The sequence below is a fragment of the Deinococcus indicus genome (assembly GCF_002198095.1).
GTDB lineage: Bacteria > Deinococcota > Deinococci > Deinococcales > Deinococcaceae > Deinococcus > Deinococcus caeni.
This window is the reverse complement of record NZ_NHMK01000009.1, coordinates 1-17,798: the sequence shown is the minus strand read 5'-3', so window position 1 is coordinate 17,798 and position 17,798 is coordinate 1. Positions and strand designations below refer to the sequence as shown.

The 17,798-nt window shown below is 69.6% G+C and carries 13 protein-coding genes and 5 tRNA genes; 13 read left to right on the top strand and 5 right to left on the bottom strand.

What is annotated here, in order from left to right; genetic code table 11:
• Positions 1–86: 86 nt before the first annotated feature.
• Complete coding sequence (guaB, locus tag CBQ26_RS02700) at positions 87–1,586, bottom strand: IMP dehydrogenase (protein WP_088247067.1); 1,500 nt, start codon at positions 1,584–1,586, stop codon at positions 87–89.
• Positions 1,587–1,702: 116 nt separating this feature from the next.
• Between guaB and CBQ26_RS02695 the strand changes: the two genes are divergently transcribed.
• Positions 1,703–1,778 (top strand) — tRNA-Ala (locus tag CBQ26_RS02695).
• A gap of 238 nt (positions 1,779–2,016) precedes the next feature.
• On the opposite strand, the gene CBQ26_RS02690 is transcribed toward CBQ26_RS02695, so the two are convergent.
• Entirely contained in the window at positions 2,017–3,759 is a 1,743-nt protein-coding gene (locus CBQ26_RS02690) for an outer membrane protein assembly factor BamB family protein (RefSeq protein ID WP_088247066.1), read from the bottom strand.
• Between the two features lie 133 nt (positions 3,760–3,892).
• On the opposite strand from CBQ26_RS02690, the gene CBQ26_RS02685 reads away from it, so the two are divergent.
• From CBQ26_RS02685 to CBQ26_RS02665, 5 genes are all read left to right on the top strand, one after another.
• Complete coding sequence (locus CBQ26_RS02685; protein WP_229844407.1) at positions 3,893–4,387, top strand: hypothetical protein; 495 nt, start codon at positions 3,893–3,895, stop codon at positions 4,385–4,387.
• A gap of 259 nt (positions 4,388–4,646) precedes the next feature.
• The gene (locus CBQ26_RS02680) at positions 4,647–5,609 is read left to right on the top strand and encodes a PEGA domain-containing protein (protein WP_172417890.1); all 963 of its coding nucleotides are present in this window, start codon (positions 4,647–4,649) and stop codon (positions 5,607–5,609) included.
• Positions 5,610–5,718: 109 nt separating this feature from the next.
• A complete protein-coding gene (locus CBQ26_RS02675) occupies positions 5,719–6,720 on the top strand; it encodes an MBL fold metallo-hydrolase (protein WP_088247064.1) in 1,002 nt (333 codons plus the stop codon).
• A 268-nt stretch (positions 6,721–6,988) separates the two neighbouring features.
• Positions 6,989–7,450 carry a hypothetical protein gene (locus CBQ26_RS02670; protein ID WP_088247063.1) on the top strand — a complete coding sequence of 154 codons (462 nt, stop codon included), beginning with the start codon at positions 6,989–6,991 and terminating at the stop codon, positions 7,448–7,450.
• Positions 7,451–7,708: 258 nt separating this feature from the next.
• Positions 7,709–8,161 (top strand): hypothetical protein, encoded by a 453-nt coding sequence (locus tag CBQ26_RS02665; RefSeq protein WP_143341956.1) that lies wholly within the window; start codon positions 7,709–7,711, stop codon positions 8,159–8,161.
• 110 nt (positions 8,162–8,271) lie between these two features.
• Here the strand turns inward: CBQ26_RS02665 and CBQ26_RS02660 are convergent, their stop codons facing one another.
• Entirely contained in the window at positions 8,272–9,405 is a 1,134-nt protein-coding gene (locus CBQ26_RS02660; protein WP_088247061.1) for a citrate/2-methylcitrate synthase, read from the bottom strand.
• Between the two features lie 98 nt (positions 9,406–9,503).
• Here CBQ26_RS02660 and tsaB point away from each other — a divergent pair, with 98 nt between their 5' ends.
• Together tsaB and CBQ26_RS02650 are read left to right on the top strand one after the other, a co-directional pair.
• The gene (gene tsaB / locus CBQ26_RS02655) at positions 9,504–10,070 is read left to right on the top strand and encodes a tRNA (adenosine(37)-N6)-threonylcarbamoyltransferase complex dimerization subunit type 1 TsaB (RefSeq protein ID WP_088247060.1); all 567 of its coding nucleotides are present in this window, start codon (positions 9,504–9,506) and stop codon (positions 10,068–10,070) included.
• 207 nt (positions 10,071–10,277) lie between these two features.
• Positions 10,278–12,131 (top strand): extracellular catalytic domain type 1 short-chain-length polyhydroxyalkanoate depolymerase, encoded by a 1,854-nt coding sequence (locus CBQ26_RS02650; protein WP_088247059.1) that lies wholly within the window; start codon positions 10,278–10,280, stop codon positions 12,129–12,131.
• A gap of 65 nt (positions 12,132–12,196) precedes the next feature.
• Here the strand turns inward: CBQ26_RS02650 and CBQ26_RS02645 are convergent, their stop codons facing one another.
• Positions 12,197–14,065, bottom strand: a complete 1,869-nt coding sequence (locus tag CBQ26_RS02645; RefSeq protein ID WP_088247058.1) for an ABC transporter ATP-binding protein — start codon at positions 14,063–14,065, stop codon at positions 12,197–12,199.
• Complete coding sequence (locus tag CBQ26_RS02640) at positions 14,062–15,984, bottom strand: ABC transporter ATP-binding protein (RefSeq protein ID WP_088247057.1); 1,923 nt, start codon at positions 15,982–15,984, stop codon at positions 14,062–14,064. The genes CBQ26_RS02645 and CBQ26_RS02640 overlap by 4 nt, the downstream gene beginning before the upstream one ends.
• Positions 15,985–16,433: 449 nt before the next feature.
• Between CBQ26_RS02640 and CBQ26_RS02635 the strand changes: the two genes are divergently transcribed.
• From CBQ26_RS02635 to CBQ26_RS02615, 5 genes are all read left to right on the top strand, one after another.
• Positions 16,434–16,509, top strand: a tRNA-Thr gene (locus CBQ26_RS02635).
• A 61-nt stretch (positions 16,510–16,570) separates the two neighbouring features.
• Positions 16,571–16,656, top strand: a tRNA-Tyr gene (locus tag CBQ26_RS02630).
• Positions 16,657–16,663: 7 nt separating this feature from the next.
• Positions 16,664–16,736, top strand: a tRNA-Gly gene (locus tag CBQ26_RS02625).
• 9 nt (positions 16,737–16,745) lie between these two features.
• A tRNA-Thr gene (locus CBQ26_RS02620) sits at positions 16,746–16,820 on the top strand.
• Between the two features lie 180 nt (positions 16,821–17,000).
• Positions 17,001–17,798, top strand: a 798-nt coding sequence (locus CBQ26_RS02615; protein WP_088247056.1) for an elongation factor Tu, incomplete at its 3' end; no start/stop codon positions are given.

Here is a 17,798-nt window from a genome sequence, read left to right as displayed (position 1 = left end):
AGCCGCCCTGGGAAAAGGGCCGGGCGGTGCAACAGACAGGGGGACGCGGCAACCCCTCGCCGCGCCCCCCCCTGCCCCGCTGCTGGTCAGCGGCCGCCGTAGTTGGGCGCTTCCTTGGTGATGGTCACGCCGTGCGGGTGGCTCTCCACGAGGCTGGCGCCGGTGATCCGCACGAACTGCGCCTCGTCACGCAGCGTCTGCAGGTCCGGAGCGCCGCAGTACCCCATCGAGCTGCGCAGGCCGCCCACGAACTGGTAGATGACCTCGCCGGCGGTGCCCTTGTACGCCACGATGCCCTCGATGCCCTCGGGCACGAACTTGCGGCTGCCGCTCTGGAAGTAGCGGTCGGCGCTGCCCTGATCCATGGCGCCCAGGGAACCCATGCCGCGGTAGCTCTTGTAGCGGCGGCCGTCGCGCAGGATGCTCTCGCCGGGGCTCTCGTCGGTGCCGGCCAGCATGCTGCCCATCATGACGACGTTCGCGCCGGCGGCGATCGCCTTGGGCACGTCGCCGGTCTGCTTGATACCGCCGTCCGCGATGATTGGAATCCCGGCTTCCATGGCGGCGGCGCTCGCCTCGAAGATCGCGGTGATCTGCGGGACGCCCACGCCGGTCACGACGCGGGTGGTGCAGATGCTGCCTGGCCCGATGCCGACCTTCACGGCGTCCGCGCCGGCCAGGATCAGGTCGCGGGCGCCGGCGCGCGTGGCGACGTTCCCGGCGATCACGTCCACGTCGAAGGCTTCCTTGACGCGGCTCAGGGCGCTGAGGATGCCCTGGCTGTGGCCGTGCGCGCTGTCCAGCACCAGCACGTCCGCGCCGGCCTGCACGAGCGCCCCGGCGCGGTCCATCAGGTCGGCACCGACCCCGATGGCCGCCGCGACGCGCAGGCGACCCAGGCTGTCCTTGGCGGCGCGCGGGTACTTCACGCGCTTGGTCAGGTCCTTGATGGTGATCAGGCCGCGCAGCAGTTCGTTCTCGACGACCAGCAGCTTCTCGATGCGGTGCCGCTTGAAGATCTCCTGCGCCTCTTCCAGGGTGGTGCCGACAGGGACGGTCACGAGGTTCTCGCTGGTCATCACGTCGCGGATGGGGGTGCTCAGGTCGTCCACGAAGCGCATGTCGCGGTTGGTGATGATGCCCAGCAGCTTCCCGTTCGGGTCGGTGATGGGCACGCCGCTGATGCGGTACTCGCCCATCAGGCGGTCGGCGTCCCCGACGGTGGCGTGCGGGGGCAGCGTGATGGGGTCCACGATCATGCCGCTCTCGGAGCGTTTGACCTTGCGGACCATCTCGGCCTGCGCGTCGATGGGCATGTTCTTGTGAATCACGCCGATGCCGCCCTCGCGGGCCATGGCGACCGCCATGTTCGTCTCGGTGACGGTATCCATCGCGGCGGACAGGAAGGGGATGTTCAGGCGCACGCGGCGGGTCAGCTGCGCCTCGATGTTCACCTCGTGCGGCAGCACCTGCGAGTGCCGGGGTTGCAGCAGCACGTCGTCGAAGGTGATCCCCTCCTGGCCGAACTTGTGGGCGAAGCGGTCGCTGCCCTGGGCAGCGGGGACGGGCGTGGCGGGCGCACTCATGCAGGCGAGTGTAAGCGCCCGGACGTGAACAGAAGGTAAGCGTGTCCATGTGAGCTGACCGCGCCCGGCACCCTTGCGCGCGGCGCGCGGAGCGTGGTAGATTCCCTCTCGCCCGTGGGGCCATAGCTCAGCTGGGAGAGCGCGTCGTTCGCAATGACGAGGTCAGCGGTTCGATCCCGCTTGGCTCCACCACACACCGCACCCGCCTGTTTCAAAGCAGGCGGGTGCGGTCTTTGTCGCGCCGCCCTGCACCCCGCACGCCAGTGTGTCGGGGTGCAGGGCGGCGGTCCGTCTCATACGGATTCCGTTTGTTTCGCCAACAATCCGGAACCGCACCGGATTGCCGGCTCCACGTCCGGAACCCGTGTGGCTCCCACTCGCATCCGCTCGGATTGAACGGGCTTTGCAGCCCATTCAATCGGAGTCCGTATCAGGATTTCTTGAGGGGGCCCAGGAACTCGGGTTTACCCTGAAGCGGCACGAGGGCCGGGACGCTCAGCGGGAAGCGGACGTCCTGGGTGCCGCGCGTGAAGACCACCGCGCCGGGGGTCAGGCGGGTGCGGGTGCCGGGCAGGTCCCCCAGCGCGGCGAGCGGCACGAAGACCTCGCGGCCGAAGGTGCGGACCGTGACCGGTACCCGTTCTGCGCCGACCGTCAGGGTGGCGGTGCGGACCGTCACGTTCTGCACGCTCAGACCCAGTGCGCCGGCGGCCTCGGTGAGCGGCAGGAACACCTGTCCGTCGGCGCTGCGGGCGCGGGCGGCGGCGTCCTGCGCCAGTTGCGCGGGCGTCCGCGCGGGGCGGGGCGGCGTGACCGGAGCCGGGGTCACGGGGGCCGGGGTGACGGGAGCCGGCGTCACCGGGGCGGGCGTGACGGGTGCCGGCGTGACGGGTGCCGGGGTCGTGGGCCTGGGCGCGGGGTTCGAGGGATTCGGGCTGGTGGGAGCCGGAGTGGTGGGGGCCGGGGTGGTGGGCCTGGGCGTGACCGGCTGCGGGGCGGGCGTCACGGCGACCGGCGCGGTGGGTTTCGGGACGCTGATGACGGCGGTGGCGGCGGCGCGGCGGGCCTGCGCCTGCGCCTGCAGTTCGGCCTCGCTGGGCGCGCGGCCCCACGCGGCGGGCGTGGCGTGGAAGGTGGGCCAGGGCGCCACGGCCAGTGGCCGCTGCTTCTGCAGGATGTTCAGGCCGCCGCCGTCGGTCACGAAGTACACGCTGCCCTGGTCGCTGACGCTCACGCCCAGGTCGATCTTCTTACCGGTGCGGATCTGCCACAGGCCCTGCCCGGCCTTACCGATGGCGTGGACGGTGCCGGACAGGTCCGGGACGACCACGCTGCCGTCGCTCAGTTCGGCGGCCGTTCCGGCGACGGCCGCCCCGGCCCGGTAGGTCCATTCGAGCTCACCGCTGGTGTTCACGGCGTACACGTTGCCGTCGTAGCTGCCGACCACAACCAGGCCGCCGCTGGTCACGATGGGGCTGGCATTCACGAACAGGTTGGTCAGGTGCGTCCAGCGGGGTTTGCCGTCGGCGCTCAGGGCGTGCAGGCGGCGGTCGCTGGACCCGAAGTACACGCTGCCGTCCGCGCCGATGGCCGGGCTGCTGAACACCAGCGAGCCGGCCGCGTAGGTCCATTTCAGCCGGCCGTCGGGGGTCAGGGCGTGCATGCGGCTGTTCTGCGCCCCGAAGTAGATGGTGCCGTCGGCGGCGACGGCCGGGCTGCTGAACACGGGCGCGCCGACCTTGAAGGTCCACAGGGTCTTCCCGGCGGGGTCCAGCGCGTGGACGCTGCCGCCGGCCGTGGCGACGATCACGCTGCCGTCGGGGCGCAGGGCGGGCGTGGCGAAGATGTCACCGTCGAGTTTGGTCTTCCACAGCAGTTTCCCGGCGGGGTCCAGGGCGTACACGTGGTCGTCGTACGAGGCGGTGATCGTCACGCCCTGCGGGGTCACGACCGGGTAGGCGCGGCCTATGTCGCCGGTCAGGAACGACCATTTCTCGCTGCCGGTGGCGTCGGTGCGGCGCACGCGGGCGTCCGAGCCGACGAAGGTCAGGTCGCCGTTCGGGCTGACGGTCACGCCGGAGATGACGCGCAGTTCCTTGAACACCGCGACTTTCGGGGCGGTCTGGGCGGGTGCCTGCTGGGCGGACACCTGGGCAAAACCAGCCAGTGTCATCAGGCTGGAAAGGGCAAGTATGTGGGTGATCCTCATCTGAAGGTAAGCTCCTTTACAGTCCCTTTACGGTAGGGCCATGGCGTGTGGCGGGGTGTGGACGCCTGTCAGGGTACGGCCTAAGATGCGAACTGTTATGAAGAAGATTCTCATGCTGACCGCGTTCGCGCTGACTGGCCTCGCCGCCGCGCAGGACACCGCCCCCACCACCGACATGGAGATGACCGGCCCGGCCGCCATGAGCGCCAGCGAGAACTTCGCCAAGGCTCAGGAGTACGCCGTGCAGGCGGACGTCGCCTACCCCGTGCCCTTCTACGACCGCACGCTGTGGAAGGCCGCCGTGGACCACTCCTACTACGCCGCCAGCATGGAAGCCGGCAACCGTGACTACGGCGCGTACCTCGCGCAGCTGTACACCAAGACCCAGTGGTGGATCAACGCGTACAACGCCTGGAACCGCCTGGGCGAACTGAACGACCAGGAGAAGCAGTGGGCTTCCCTGAGCGCCGCCAAGCTCGCCTTCCTCGCGCTGCAGCGTGGCGACAACGCCACCGCCCGCATGTACGTCGAGAAGGGCATGAGCTGGGCCGACAGCGCCAGCCTCCAGGCCATCATGAAGCGCCTGCAGTAATCCCATCCATCCGAGGCGCGGCTCCCGTTCAGGCGGGGGCCGCGCCTCTCTTTCGGGCAGACGCTCAAGGTCGCGTCAGACGGATTCCGTCTGTTTCGCTGACAACCCGGAACATCGCCGGGTTGCCAACTCCACGCCCGGAACCCGTTCCTCTCCTTCTCGCTCCGCTCGGATTGAAGGGCCTTTGCAGCCCCTTCAATCGGAGTCCATATCGGACACTCTTACCCCGCGCCGCGCCGGCATGGTCTACGCTGCGGGCATGACGGTTCGGGGCATGAAGGGTCAGGGTGTGAAGGGTCGGGGCGCGGGTGGACGGGGGTGGGCCGGGTTGATCCTGGCCGGATTGCTGGTGGGCTGCGTGCCCGCGCCGCTGCGGGCGCAGCCGGACGCGCAACTGTCGGTCAGCGCCGCGCCGGCCACCCCGGCTGCCGGGCCCGTGACGGGCGAGCAGGGCCTGTACCGCCTGCCGGGACCGGGCGCGCTGCGGGTGCAGTCCGACCGGGCGGCGTTCCTGACCAGCGTGGTCCTGCCCGCGACGGGCGGCGCGCTGGTGCAGCCGACCGTGCGCGTGGAGGCGGGCGTGCCGGTCACGGCCGCGCTGCCGGGCACGCGGGGGTTCACGCAGGTGTTCACGGTCGCCAGCCTGGAACCCCTGGACCTGGGCGGCGCGGCCGGGGCGCGCAGCGTCACCGAGGTGTCGCGCGCCGTCGAGGCGGCGGCAGCCCGCCTGCCGCGCGGGGCGTACACGGTCGCCACGACCGTCTACCGGGTCGAGCCGCTGGGGACGCTGCGGGTATTGGCGTCCCCGGCGGGCGCGCAGGTCAGCGTGAACGGCCGCCCGGTCGGCGCGGCGCCCGTCACGCTGACGGACCTGCCGGAAGGGTCGGTGACGGTGGGCGTGTCGCTGGGCGGGTACCAGCCGTTCACGCAGCGCGTGAGCGTTCAGGCGGACACCACCACCGAGGTCGCGGCGACCCTGCGGCCCGTGACCGGCACGCTCACTGTCCGCAGCGACGTGCCGGCCAGCGTGTTCGTCGAGGGCCGCGCGGTCGGGCAGACGCCGCTGGACCTCCCGGCGCGGCCCGGCGTGTTCCCGGTGAACGTGGTACCCGCCGACCGGACCCTGAAGGCGCAGAACCTGCTGGTGCGCGTGAACGCCAGCCGCGTGACGGCGCTGGTGTGCAGCGTCACGGGCGACGGGTACCGCTGCGAGGTCCGCTGAGCCTACCCGTGGCCCCGGCGCCCGGCGGCGCGACGTGTTCCCCGTGCGGTTGCGCCTGATCCGCGCCTCGCACGGTCCGGACGCCGGGGCAGACGCTACGCTGCCGGGTATGACTGCCGAACCCTCCGCCCCGCTGCTGACCCACGTTCTGGGCGACCTGCACGCCCTGCAGGTCCCGATTCCGTACCCCATGAAGTACGTGACGGTCCTGATCGACCGTCCCCGGGGCGGGCCGGTCACGATGATCGACACGGCGCTCGACACGCCCGAGGCGCGGCAGGCCATCGAGGACGGCCTGGGCGCCCTGGGGCTGCACTGGTCGGACGTGGACCGCGTGATCATCACGCACCACCACCCGGACCACTACGGACTGGCGGGCGTGGTCGAGGAACGCAGCGGCGCGTCCGTCCACATGCTGGACGTCGAGATCGGGCGCGGCGAACGCTACTGGCACCTGTGGGAGGAGTGGCTGCCCGGCCACCTCAAACACATGCGCGACCACGGCCTGCCCGCCGAGTCCCTGAACGACATGGGCGCCGACAACCGCCGGGGCCGCGAGAGGGTCCACCCGGCGACCCGCGTGCAGCCGCTGCGTGAAGGGCAGCACGTCACCCTCTCGGGCCTGGAGTGGGAGGTGCTGTGGTTGCCGGGTCACGCGGACGGCCACCTGGGCCTCTGGAACGAACAGCAGAGCGTGCTGATCGCCGGGGACGCCATCCTGCCGCGCATCAGCCCGAACGTGGGCCTGTACGCGTACACCCGCCCGGACCCGCTGGGAGACTACCTGCAGACGCTGGGGAAACTGGAGGCGCTGAACCCGGCCCGCGCGGTCGTCGGGCATCACGGGCCGGTCATGGAGGGCGTGCAGGCCCGCGCACGTGAACTGCGTGGCCATCACCACGAACGGCTGGACTTCATGAAAGCCGAGGCGGCCCGCGAGTCCCGCACCGCCTACGAACTGTCGCTGGTCATGTTCAACCGCGAACTGAACGTGTCGGGGCGCCGCTTCGCGCTGGCCGAAACGCTGGCGCACCTGGAGCACCTGCGCCTGCTGGGGCAGCTGTACCGAACCTGGAACGAACCGCGCGGCGTGTGGCTGTACCACGCCTGATACGGATTCCGTTTGTTTCGCCGACAATCCGGAACCGCACCGGATTGCCGGCTCCACGTCCGGAACCCGTGTGGCTCCCACTCGCATCCGCTCGGATTGAACGGGCTTTGCAGCCCATTCAATCGGAGTCCGTATGAGGGGTTCAGGTTGATGGTTGAAGGTTGATAGATCTTTCCCCTCCATCAACTTTCAACCATCACCTCTCTCCCCCCACGGACCGTGGACCCCGTGACCGTCCCGGGCGTGGTTGCGCTTTATACTCCGGCGCATGACAGCATCCCAGTCGGAACTGCAGCGCATCATGGCGGCGCTGCAACAGAGCGGCCTGACTGTCGAGGCGGTCGAGGACGGAGCCCTGATTCAGGACGGCGAGACGCGCGTGGCGCTGTTCGCCGAGCCGGACCACCAGGGCGGCGTGATCGTGCGCCTGCACCTGGACCTCGACCTGTACGTCGAGGAGGACAGCCTGCCGGACATCCTGATGGGCATGAACCTGATGAACCAGGGTCTGGACTACGGCGCGCTGAACCTCGACCCGGTCGACCCGGACGAGGACGCCGACGAGGACGCGCCGCTGACCTTCGCGGTGCTGGGCCGCAGCGTCCTGTGGATGCCGGACCTGGGCGTGGCCGAGATGGACCGCCTGCGTGAGCACCTGCGCCGCTTCGAGGCGGAGGTCACGGAGTCCGTGGAACGCACCCTGCACGGCAGCCGGGGCATGAGCGCCTGACCGGCCGGCACCGCCGCCGGATTGGCTCCCGCCTGTCGCGTTGACAGCCAGCCCGCCCACACCGCCGCGCTCCTGCACCGCCGCCCCCGGTCAGGAGGGCGGCGGTGTGTGTCTTCCCCTATGGTCCCGCCACGGGCGGGCGGGTACCCTGGCGGCGTCAACTTCATGCAGGTGCGGCGTCCGTCCGGTCGCTTCCAGGCCGTCTTTTCCCCTCGGCCCCGTCCCGCAGGCGTGCCCGGCACGCGAAGGTGGTTTCCCATGACCCGATCCACCCCTGGTCGTCCCTCCCCCGCCGGACGGGCCGCCCGCCCGGCCCCCATGCACCTGACGATGCTCAGTCGCGGGCGCGTGTACGGCCTGTTCCGGTCCCTGGAGGACGTGCAGGCCTGCACCCAGCGGCTGCTGAGCCTGGGGCTGGCAGGGCAGTCCGTGCAGCTGCTGATGGGCGAGGACGGCGCGGCCGCCCTGGACTGCGACGGCCGCCGCCACGGCCTGTGGGCGCGGCTGCTGCGGCTGATGCAGGGCATGACCGACGAGCGCGCGCACGTGGAACGCTACGCCGAGGCGCTCGGCTGGGGTGAGATCCTGCTCAGCGTGGACGTGGCCGGACAGCCGGGGCAGGTGCCGCAGGTCGCGCAGGCCTTCCGGGAGTCGGGCGCGCACTTTGTGAACCACTACGGCGCGTGGGTGGTCGAACCGCTCAGCGCCTGAACAGGTCGGTGCCCGAGCAGGGCTGAACAGGGGGCGGGGCGCGGGCAGCGGTGAAAAGACAGATGGCAGGCGCACCCAACCAGGGCGGCCTGCCAGTCCTGCCCTGCCGGTTACTGGCGGTCTTGCAGTTGCACGTAGTGCGCGTCGGTGGCGCCGGTGTACACGGCGTCGGGGCGCAGCAGGCGGTTGTCGCCGGTGTACTCGATCACGCTGGCGCACCAGCCGCTGATGCGGGCCAGCGCGAAGATGGGCGTGAAGAACTCTTTGCGGATGCCCAGGTCGCTGTACACGGTGCCGCTGTAGAAGTCCACGTTCGGGTAGATGCCCTTGGAGCCGATGCGGTCCACGACGACCTTCTCGATGGTTTCCAGGATCTGGTAGTAGTTGCTCTTGCCTTCCTTGTTGGCGACCACTTCGGCGTAGTCACGCAGCACGCGCGAGCGGGGGTCGAAGTACTTGTACACGCGGTGCCCGACGCCCATGATCTTGGACTTGGAGTCCAGTTTGGCGTTGATGTACGCCTCGGCCTTGTCGGGGGTGCCGACCTCGTCGAGCATGTCCATGACGGCCTCGTTCGCGCCGCCGTGCAGCGGGCCTTTCAGGGCGCCGATGGCGCTGGTCATGCAGGAGTACATGTCAGACAGGGTGCTGCTGGTGGCGATGGCGGTGAAGGTGCTGGCGTTCATGCCGTGATCGACGTGCAGCACGAGCGCGATGTCGAACAGGCGGGCCTGCTCGGGGGTGGGTTCCTTGCCGGTCAGCATGTACAGGAAGTTCCCGGCGTGCGTCAGGTCCATGCGGGGCGCGACGATCTCCTGGCCTTCCTGCGCGCGGTTGATGGCGGCGATGATGGTCGAGAACTGCGCGATCATGCGCACCGAGATGGCGCGGCGGGCCTCGGCGCTGGTGTCCTCGGACTGGGGGTCCAGCAGGCCCAGGTACGAGACGGCGGTGCGCAGTGCCTGCATGGGGTGGACGCCGCGCGGCATGTCGCGGATGACCTGCGCGAGCGCGTCGGGGATGGCGCGGTTGGCTTTCAGGTCCGCGTCGAAGGTGGCGAGCTGCGCGGCGGTGGGCAGGGCGCCGTTCAGCAGGGCCAGGGACAGTTCCTCGAAGGTGCTGTTCTCCGCCCACTCCTGGATCGGAATGCCCAGGTGGGTCAGGATGCCTTCGGTCCCGTTGATAAACGTGAGTTTGCTCTCCGTGAAGAGGACGCCTTCGAGCCCTTTGGCGATGTTCGTCATGATGACCGAGCATACCACCCGCCCGCTTTACACCGGGTCCAGCGGACGTTCCCGCCGGGGTGACAGCGCCCGCCCCGAGGGGCCTAGAATGCCCGGCGATGAGTTCCGCCGCCGCGCCCGCCCCCACCGTGATTCTCGCCCTGGATACCGCCACGCCCTGGCTGACGCTGGCCCTGCGCTGGCCCGGCGGCGAACGCGCCCTGTCCCGCGAGGTGGGCCGCGCCCACGCCGAACAGCTGCCCGGCGCCCTCGCTGAACTGTTCGCGGAGGCGGGCCTGCCGCTGCGGGCCGATCTGGTGGTCATCGGCACCGGCCCCGGCTCGTACACGGGCGTGCGGGTCGGCGCGAGTTACGCGCTGGGCCTCGCGCGGGTCTGGGGCGCGGCCGTGCGCGGCGTGAGCACCCTGGAAGCCCTGGTGAGCGGCGACGGACCGCAGGCGGTGTCCATGGACGCCCGCAAGGGCAACCTGTACGGCGCCGCGTACGACGTGCAGGCCGGCACGGTGACCGGGGTGCGCCACGCGCCCGCCAAGCACGCCCTGGACGACTTCGAGGCCCTGACCGCGCCCCTCCCCCACCGCCGCGACCCCGCCCCGGACGGACTGGCCCTGCTGCGCGCCGGACTGGATCACGGCGTGGACGGCTGGGAACTGGCGTACCTGTAGCACGAACGGTCATCGCAGCGGATCGGCGGGGCAGGCGTGGCAGTGTCTCACGCCGGGCCTGCCCCGTCCCCTGCCCCGGCTGTAACCGGGAAGTGACGGCTGGCCCGTAGGATGGGCCGGTCAGTCTCAACCCGTTCTTCCGGCGACCCGTACCGGCCCTCTGGCTGTTCCGGCCGCAGGGTGCGCCGCGCCCACGTGAGGTCCGTCATGAACCGCGCCGCCCTGCTGTTCCTTCCGCTGCTGGCTGCCTGCGCGCAGGCTCCCTCGTCCTCTCCTGCGGTTCCTGGGGCGACCGCCCTGCCGTCAGGCGCGTACAGCGCCCAGGCGACCGGAACCACCACCACGGGCAGCGCCACCGGCTCGGGCGTGACCCGCGCCTACACGCTGTACACGCCGCCGCTCGGAACGGGATCGGCGCGGCCGCTGGTGGTCATGCTGCACGGCTGCACGCAGTCGGCAGCCGATTTCGCGGCAGGCACCCGCATGAACGACCTCGCGGACACGCAGGGATTCCTGGTGGTGTACCCCGAGCAGCCCAGCAGCGCCAATCAGAGCCGGTGCTGGAACTGGTTCGAGCCGGCGCATCAGGCGCGCGGGCAGGGCGAACCGGCCGCGATCCGGGCCGTCGTGGAGGCTGTAAGGGGCCGCGTCAACGTGGACCCCGCGCGGGTGTACGTGGCGGGACTGTCGGCCGGCGCCGCCATGAGCGTGATCATGGGGGCCACGTACCCGGACGTGTTCAGTGCCGTGGGCGTGGCGTCGGGGCTGGAGTTCAGGGCGGCTACGGGTTCTGCGGCGGCGTTCACGGCCATGAGCAGTGGCGGCCCGGACCCGGACGCGCAGGGGACGGCCGCGTACGGCGCGATGGGCAGCTTCCGGCGGACCGTGCGGACCATCGTGTTTCACGGCAGCAGCGATTACACGGTGTCCCCCGTGAACGGTGATCAGGTGTCGGCGCAGTGGGTGCAGACGAACGACTGGGCCGACGACGGGCAGGACAACGGGAGTCGCAGCGTGGCGCAGGTCACGACCCGTTCGGGCACGGTCAGTGGCGGCCGGGCGTACAGCGTGAAGTCCTTCGCGGGCGGCGTGGTCGAGCAGTGGTCGGTGACGGGCATGGGGCACGCCTGGAGTGGCGGAAGCACCGCCGGGTCGTACACGGACCCGAAAGGGCCGGATGCCAGCGCGGAGATGTGGCGTTTCTTCAGTGCGGGCGGCACGGGTGGAGGCGGCACGACGCCGGACACGACCGCGCCGGTCCTGAGCGTGTCGCCCGCACCGGGCACCTACGCGGCGCCGCTGACGGTCACGCTGTCCATGAACGAGCCCGGCACGGTGTACGCCACGACGGACGGCAGCGACCCGACCAGCAGCGCCACGCGGCTCACGCTGGCAGGCGGAGGCAGCCTCACCCTGGGCAGCAGCGGCACGGTCCGGGCGTCCGCGGTGGACGTGGCCGGGAACGTCTCTGCGACGCAGACCTCGGCGTATACGCTGACGGCCGCGCCCGACACGTCCGTGTCGTTCGGTTCCGTGGCCTCCCAGGACGGGTACGTGGCGGCGAACACGCCGTCCGCCACGACCGGCGGTTACGTGGTGGCGTCCGGCGGGATCGGCGTGGGCGACAACGCCGACGCCCCGTGGAAGGGAGTGCTGTCGTTCGACACGGCCAGCCTGCCGGACGAGGCGACGGTGACGGGCGCGGTCCTCACGGTGCGCTACAGTCTCGCCCTGAACGGGAACCCCTGGGCGGGCGGGGCGGCGCTGCACGGGGACGTGAAGGGCGGGTGCCTGGGCGCAGCCTGCACGCTGGGCACGGATGATTTCGCGGCGGCCGTCACGGCGGCGAGCGCAGTCACCTTCAGCGCGCCGGCCAGCACAGGGGTCGGCACGACCCTCAGCGCGCCCCTGAATGCGGCCGGTCTGGCGGCCATCAACAGGACCGGCCGCACCCAGGTCCGTCTGGCGTTCGTGGGAGGCACTGCCCGCAGCAACGGCCTGAGCGATTACCTCACGCTGGGCGAGGGGGCGCAGGTGACGCTGGCCATCACTTACCGGTAAGGGCCAAGGGAAGCGGGGCGCGGGAGGCAATCGACACTGCCCTCCCGCGCCCCGCTTCCCTGTATTCAGTCGGCGGCGTCGGCCTGCGCGTACTGGAGGCGGTGCAGGCGGGCGTAGTACCCGCCCTTTTCGAGCAGCTGGTGGTGGCTGCCCTGTTCGACGATGCGGCCCCGGCGCATGACGACAATTCGGTCGCAGTGTTCGATGGTGCTGAGGCGGTGGGCGATGATGATGCTGGTGCGGCCCTGCATGACGCGGGTCAGGGCCTGCTGGATGCGCAGTTCGGTTTCGGTATCGACGTTGGCGGTGGCCTCGTCGAGGACAAGCAGGATGTCCGGGTTCTGGATGAGGGCGCGGGCGAAGGCCAGCAGTTGTTTCTGGCCGGTGGACAGGGTGGCGCCGCGTTCGCGGACCTCGGTCTGGTAGCCACGGTCGAGGCTCAGGATGTAGTCGTGGACGCCCACGTACCGGCACGCTTCGATCACACGTTCGTGGGGGATGTCGGGGTTGTTCAGGGTGAGGTTGCTCTCGATGGTCCCGGCGAACAGGAACACGTCCTGCAACACGACCCCAACGTGGCGGCGCAGGTCGTGCTGCGCGAGGTCTTTCACGTCGATACCGTCCACGTTCACGCTGCCGCGCTGCACGTCGTAGAAGCGGCTGACGAGCGCGGTGACGCTGGTCTTGCCGGCGCCGGTCGCGCCGACCAGGGCGACGCTCTCGCCGGGGCGGATGTCGAGGTCGATGCCGCGCAGGATCCAACGGTCGTCGGTGTCGGGGGTGTCGGCGGTGACGGTCTGGTCGTACGCGAACCACACCTTGCGGAATTCGACGCTGCCCTCGAAGTTCGTGAGGGTCCGGGCGTCGGGTCTGTCCTTGACGCTCTCGTCGGTGTCGAGCACGCCGAAGATGCGTTCGCTGCTGGCCATGGCCGCCTGGAGGTTGTTGAACACGTCCGCGAGGTCCTGGATGGGCTGGAACAGCTGCTGCGAGAGCTGCACGAACGCGAACAGCGTGCCGACCGTGATCGCGCCGGCCAGGGCGCCGCTGGCGTCCACGCCGAGGATCTGCCGGGCGGCGAAGTACAGGATCAGCGCGACGGCCACCTGCCCCAGGACCGCGACGACCGGCATGAACAGCGAGAACCACTTCACGGAGTTCTCGTTGGCGCTCAGCAGGGCGCGGTTACTCAGGTTGAAGTCCAGGGCGCTGCGGCGTTCGCGGCCGAACAGTTGCACGGTCAGCATGCCCGTGATGTTCTCGTTCAGTTTGCTGTTCACGGTGGCCTGCTGCGTGCGGGTTTCGCGGAAGGCGTCGCGCAGGCGGGCGCGGAAGTAGTTGGTCGCCAGGAACAGGACGGGCAGCACCGTGAACGAGATCAGCGCCAGCTGCCAGTTCACGCTGAGCATGATGACCACGTACACGACGATGATGAAGCTGCTCTGGATCAGGCTGACCAGGCCGCCCGTGATGAACTGGTTGATGGCGTCCACGTCGCTGGTGACGCGGGTGATCAGGCGGCCGACCGGGTTCTGGTCGAAGTACGCCAGCGGCAGGCGCTGCAACTTGCCGAACACGTCGGCGCGGATGTCGCGCAGCACGTTCTGGCCCAGGTAGCCGATGGCGAGCGTGAAGGCGTACTGCAGGGCGAATTCCACGACCTTCAGGCCCATGTACAGCAGGGCCGCGCCGGTCAGGCCGCGCCGCAGCACGTCCCGGTCGGGGGCCGTGCCGAGCGCCAGCGGGGACAGGTAGGTGTCGATGGCGTGCCGCTGGATCAGCGCGAAGACTGGCGCGGCCAGCGAGATCAGCAGGGCCAGCAGCACCCCGCCGATCACCAGCGGCAGGTACGGGCGGACGTAGTGCAGGATGCGGCGGGTCAGCTGGGTGTCGAAGCCTTTCTGGAAGGCGTCGGTGGCGTCGGGGCGGGTCATCGGGTCACCTGTTCGGGGGTGGGGGCGGTTTCCAGCCGGTCGGCGGCCGCCTCGGGGTCGAGGGGAGCCTCGTCGTCGGCGTCGAGGTCACTGGCGAGGCGTTGCAGGCGCTCCAGTTGCGCGTAGTGGCCGCCGCGTTCCAGCAGTTCGTCGTGGCTGCCCTGTTCGGTCACGCGGCCTTCCTCCAGCACGACGATCTGGTCGGCGTGGCGCAGGGTGCTGACGCGGTGCGCGATCAGGATGACCGTGCGGCCCCGGCTGATCTCGCGCAGGCCGTCCAGGATGCGGCGCTCGGTCTCGGTGTCCACGGCGCTCAGCGAGTCGTCGAGGATCAGGATGCGGGGTTCGCGGACGATGGCGCGGGCGATGGCGGTGCGTTGCCGCTGCCCGCCGCTGAGGGTCACGCCGCGCTCGCCGAGGCTGGTGTCGAAGCCCTGCGGGAAGCCGTCCACGTCCTCGGTCAGGCCGGCGAGGCGGGCGGCCTCGCGCACGCGGGCGGGGTCGGGCTGCTGGGGAATGTCGTCGGGTGGGGGCGCGCCGACCACGCTCACGCCGGTCGGGACGGGCGGCAGGTCGCGGTTGTCCAGGCCGAAGCCGATGTTGTTGGCGATGGTGTCGCTGAACAGGAACGGTTCCTGCGGGACCACGCTGATCGCGTCGCGCAGGGTGCGCAGCGGCAGGACCCGCACGTCCTGGCCGTCCACCAGAACGCGCCCGGCGGTGGGGTCCATCGAGCGGGTCAGCAGTTGCGCCAGCACGGTCTTGCCGCTGCCGGTGGGGCCGGTGACGCCCAGGAAGGTGCCGGCGGGGACGTGCAGGTTCACGCCGTTCAGGACGGTCCTGTCGCCGTAGCGCAGGCTGACATTCTCGAAGGTGACGTCGCCGGTCATGGTGCGCAGCGTGGGGTCGGTGCGGCCCGGTTCGTCACGCACGAGGGCCTGCGAGTCGAAGATCTCCTTCAGGCGCAGCCAGGAGGCCAGGCCGCGCTGCGTGACGCCGGTGATCCAGCCGACCATCAGCATCGGGAAGGTCAGGCGTTCCAGGGTCCCGACGAACTGCACGAACATCCCGACTGTGAAGGTGCTGTCCGGCGCCAGGATCAGGCGTCCGCCCACCAGCAGGATCACGCCGAAGGCGAGGCCCAGCAGCAGGCTCATGAAGGACCGCAGCGGGCCGTCCACCTTGGTCAGGGCGATGTTGCGGCGCAGCAACTCCAGGTTCATGGCGCGGTAGTCGTCGATCTCGCGGTTCTCGATGGCGTAGCCCTTCACGACACGCGCGCCGCTGAAGTTCTCCTGGGCCTTGGCGGCGATCAGCGAGTTCTGCTCCTGCGCCAGCCGGTGGCGGACGTTGATCTGCCGCGCCAGGTACGTCAGGACGCCCACGATGACCGGCACGATCGCCAGGACGATCAGCGTGAGCTGCCAGCTGAGGCTGAACATCACCGCGAAGGCCGTGACGAAGCCCGACACGATGTTCACGATCTGCCACGCGCCGAAGCCCAGCATCTCGCGCACGGCGCTCAGGTCGCCGGTCAGGCGGTTCATCAGGTCGCCGGTGCGGGCGCGGTCGTAGTAGGGCTTGTCCAGGCCCTGCAGGTGCGCGAACAGGTCGCGGCGGATCTCGTACTCGGTCTGGCGGGAGGCGATCACGATCATGCGGCGCATCAGCAGCATGAACGCCCCGGAGGTCAGGGCGGCGCCCACGATGCCCAGCGCGTACAGGCCGGCGGTGCCGAGCGTGATGCCGGTCGTGGCGGGGTCGGTGTCCACCTGCCCGGTCAGGCCGTCGATGGTCAGGCGGATGAAGTAGTACGGCAGCAGGCTGAACGAGTTGGCGATCACGACGGCGATCAGGCCGATCACGTACTGGCGCTGGTGCAGCCGCAGGTACGGGATCAGGGTGCGGAAACTGTCCAAGGGGAACCTCGTGGGAACAGGCGGGTGAGGACGGGCGGGGAGGGGCAGGTGGTCTTTCAGGGGGCCTCAGCCGCTCTGGCCTGCCAGGGCCGGGCGGGGCGGCTGCGCGGTCCCGTGCGCGGGTCAGCATACGCCCGCTGACTCAGGGAGAAATGCGCCACATGGCGCATACCACCGCCTCGTTCAGGGTTTGCTCAAGGGCGCGGGAACGTGGGGTAGGCGGCGCAACGCCGGCCCGGCGCGCGCAGGCCCCGGAGGGCGTCCCAGAGCCGTCCGGACGGTGCGTGGCAGGGTGCAGGGGCCGGAGGGGGGCGGGGCGCCTCACGGGAATGATTGACACCTTCGGGGGTGACTGCTACTATTCACAGCCGGAAGTGAACGCGCCGAAAAGCGCCGCAGCGACCGCACTCAGAGGCCGGACATTGTTCCAGCATTCGAACAGGGACGGTGCCACCCTAGCTCAACTGGTAGAGCACCCGACTTGTAATCGGAAGGTTGGGAGTTCGATTCTCCTGGGTGGCTCCAAGCGCAAAGGACTTCCATAGGCCCGAGCGTGCTAGATTCGAGACAGTGGGTATGACAATCCGGGTAGGTGGCCGAGTGGTTAAAGGCGACAGACTGTAAATCTGTTCACGTACGTGTACGGCGGTTCGAATCCGCCCCTGCCCACCACGATCACGCGGGAATAGCTCAGTTGGTAGAGCGTCAGCTTCCCAAGCTGAATGTCGCGAGTTCAAGTCTCGTTTCCCGCTTTTCCCAGCGCTTCTGTAGCTCAGTGGCAGAGCACTCCCTTGGTAAGGGAGAGGTCATCGGTTCGAACCCGATCAGAAGCTCCAACAACCGGCGCGACCTGCACCCTGCGGGTCGCGTCTTCTCTTACCCACCCTCTTCCCCTGATCCGGCGTGAGAACCCTGAGGCCAGCCTTCCCGAAGGCACTTTGCGTTTCCGCGGCGGACTTGTACACTGTCAAGGCTTGCCTGCACTGCGGGCAGTTCCACTCCAGGAGGACACACACATGGCTAAAGGAACGTTTGAACGCACCAAACCCCACGTGAACGTGGGCACCATCGGTCACGTCGACCACGGCAAGACCACCCTCACCGCGGCCATCACCTTCACCGCCGCCGCCTCGGACCCCACCATCGAAAAACTGGCCTACGACCAGATCGACAAGGCCCCCGAGGAAAAAGCCCGCGGTATCACCATCAACACCGCCCACGTCGAGTACAACACCCCCACCCGCCACTACAGCCACGTTGACTGCCCCGGCCACGCCGACTACGTCAAGAACATGATCACCGGAGCCGCCCAGATGGACGGCGCCATCCTCGTCGTGTCCAGCGCTGACGGCCCCATGCCCCAGACCCGCGAGCACATCCTCCTCGCCCGTCAGGTCGGCGTGCCCTACATCGTCGTCTTCATGAACAAAGTCGACATGGTCGACGACGAAGAACTCCTCGAGCTCGTCGAAATGGAAGTCCGCGAACTCCTCAGCAAGTACGAGTTCCCCGGCGACGACCTCCCCGTCGTCAAGGGCAGCGCCCTGCAGGCCCTCGAAGCCCTCCAGGCCAACCCCAAGACCGCCCGCGGCGAAGACAAGTGGGTTGACCGCATCTGGGAACTGCTGGACGCCGTCGACAGCTACATCCCCACCCCCGAGCGCGCCACCGACAAGACCTTCCTGATGCCCGTCGAAGACGTGTTCACGATCACCGGTCGTGGCACCGTGGCGACCGGCCGCGTGGAGCGTGGCGTCGTGAAGGTCCAGGACGAAGTGGAAATCATCGGTCTGCGCGACACGAAGAAAACCACC